Source organism: Allokutzneria multivorans (assembly GCF_039537405.1).
Classification (GTDB): domain Bacteria; phylum Actinomycetota; class Actinomycetes; order Mycobacteriales; family Pseudonocardiaceae; genus Allokutzneria; species Allokutzneria multivorans.
In genome coordinates, this window is sequence record NZ_BAABAL010000015.1 from 1 (window position 1) to 2,540 (window position 2,540).

Consider the following 2,540-nt stretch of genomic DNA (forward strand, 5'->3'; position numbering starts at 1 on the left):
CCGTCGGTGATCGTGTCGTTGGATGCGATTCCGTTGAACACCAGCGGAAAGCTCGATCGCGCGGCGCTTCCGGCGCCTGTGTTCGAGGTCGCCGGTCGCGCGCCGAGGAACCACGTCGAGGAAGTCCTTTGTGGACTGTTCGCCGAAGTGCTCGACGTCCCCGGGGTCGGCGTGGACGACGGGTTCTTCGAGCTGGGCGGGCATTCCCTGCTCGCGACGCGCTTGGTCAGCAGGGTTCGCGCGGTGCTCGGCGTGGAGGTGTCGATCCGCGCGGTGTTCGACACGCCCACCGTCGCCGGAGTCGCCCGAGCCGTCCAGGAAGCGAAGGGCGCACGCGCGTCGATCGTCGCCCGGCCACGTCCGGACGTGCTGCCGCTGTCCTCCGCGCAGCGGCGGCTGTGGTTCCTCAACCGCCTCGAAGGGCAGTCCGCCGCCTACAACATGCCGCTCGTGCTGCGCCTGAACGGCGATGTGGACCACAGCGCGCTCGCCGCGGCGCTGGCCGATGTGGTGGCTCGACACGAGTCATTGCGCACGGTGTTCCCGGAGGTGGACGGCCTGCCGCAACAGGTGATCACTGACGCTGTGCTCAGCGTGGACCGCGTCGAGCTTGATCCGGCCGACCTGTCCGACGCCGTTCGGGCCGCTGCTCAGCGCGGGTTCGACCTCACCGCCGAGCCGCCGATCCGAGCTTCAGTGTTCGTCACAGGCCCGACCGAGACCGTGCTCCTGCTGCTGTTGCACCACATCGCGGGTGATGGCTGGTCACTGCGCCCGCTCGCCGACGATGTCGCGACGGCCTACACCGCGCGCGTGGAGGGCTCCGCACCGTCGTGGGCTCCGCTGCCGGTGCAGTACGCCGACTACGCGTTGTGGCAGCAGGAACTGCTCGCCTCGGTGCTGCCGGAACAGCTCGGGTTCTGGCGGTCCACTTTGGACGGACTGCCGGAGCGCATCGAGCTGCCGACCGATCGCCCGCACCCGCCGGTGGCCTCCTATCGCGGCGCCACCGCACGGTTCGACTGGAACGCCGAGGTGCACGCGGGGATCGTGGCGCTCGCCAAGCAGACCGGCGCGAGCGTGTTCATGGTCGTGCAGGCGGCGCTCGCCGTGCTGCTCAGCCGCCTCGGCGCGGGCTCGGACATTCCCATCGGCACCCCCGTGGCGGGACGCACCGACGAGGCGTTGGACGGCCTGATCGGCTTCTTCGTCAACACCCTGGTGCTGCGGACCGACCTGTCCGGCTCGCAGTCCTTCGCGGAGCTGGTGCAGCGCGTGCGAGATGCCGACCTCGACGCCTACGCGCACCAGGACGTTCCGTTCGAGCACCTGGTCGAGGAGCTGAATCCGACCCGGTCCCTCGCGCACCACCCGCTGTTCCAGGTCATGCTCGCCCTGCAGAACGCCCCGGCGCCGGAGGCCCGGCTGCGCGAGGTCGAGGTGACCGCCGAGCCCGTCGCGACCGACGCGGCCCAGGTGGACCTCCTGTTCTCCCTGTCGGAGCGGCACGAGGGCGCCGCTCCGACGGGGATCTCCGGGCGGCTCGACTACGCGACCGACGTGTTCGACGAGGTCTCGGTCACGACGCTGCTGGAGCGGTGGTCGCGACTCGTCAGCACCCTCGTCGCGGAGCCGACGACCCGGGTCGATCACGTCGACGTGCTGGAGGACGACGAGCGCCGGAGGGTGCTCGTCGACTGGAACGCCACGTCGGTCGATGTTGCTCCGGCGAGCCTGGCGGCGGTGTTCGAGGCTCAGGCGGCTCGGACTCCGGATGCGGTCGCGTTGGTGTTCGAGGGTGGTGAGATCACCTATGGGGAGCTGAACTCGCGCGCCAACCGCCTCGCGCGGTGGATGCGGGAGCGGGGAGTCTGCGCGGAGAGCGTCGTCGCCCTGGTGCTGCCCAGGTCACCGCAGCTGATCACCGCGATGCTCGCGGTCGGCAAGGCCGGCGGCGCGTACCTGCCGATCGACCCGGCGAACCCCGCTGAGCGCGTCACGTTCATGATCGCCGACGCCGCTCCGGCCCTCGTGCTCGACGAGGTTCCCGATCCCGCTGGGGATTCCAGTGACCTCGGTGTCCCCGTCGACGCCGATCACGCGGCGTATGTGATCTACACATCGGGATCGACCGGGCGGCCCAAGGGCGTTGTCGTCTCGCATTCCGGTGTGGCAAGTCTTGCGTTCATGCACGCCGCGCGGTTCGGTTTCGGGCCGGGCGCTCGTGTGTTGCAGTTCGCCTCGCCGAGCTTCGACGTCTCCTTCGGCGACATCGCCGGTGCGCTCGCCTCCGGTGCCGCGCTCGTGCTGGCTGATCAGCCGATCGGCGTTGAGTTGGCGCGCGCTGCTCGGAAGTGGGAGGTCAGCCACCTTCAGATCGCGCCGTCCGCGCTGGCCACGGTGCCTGCGGGGGAGTCGCTGCCGAGTGTGTCGACGATCGTCGTCGCGGGCGAGGCGTGCCCGGAAGAGCTGGTGCGGCGCTGGTCGCCGGGCCGGGTGTTCATCAACGCCTATGGTCCGACCGAGGCGACTGTGTACGC

At 70.2% G+C, this 2,540-nt stretch carries 1 protein-coding gene; it reads left to right on the forward strand.

What is annotated here, in order from left to right; all coding sequences use genetic code 11:
* Window positions 1-2,540, forward strand: a 2,540-nt coding sequence (locus ABD798_RS19415) for a condensation domain-containing protein (protein ID WP_344876781.1), incomplete at both ends; no start/stop codon positions are given.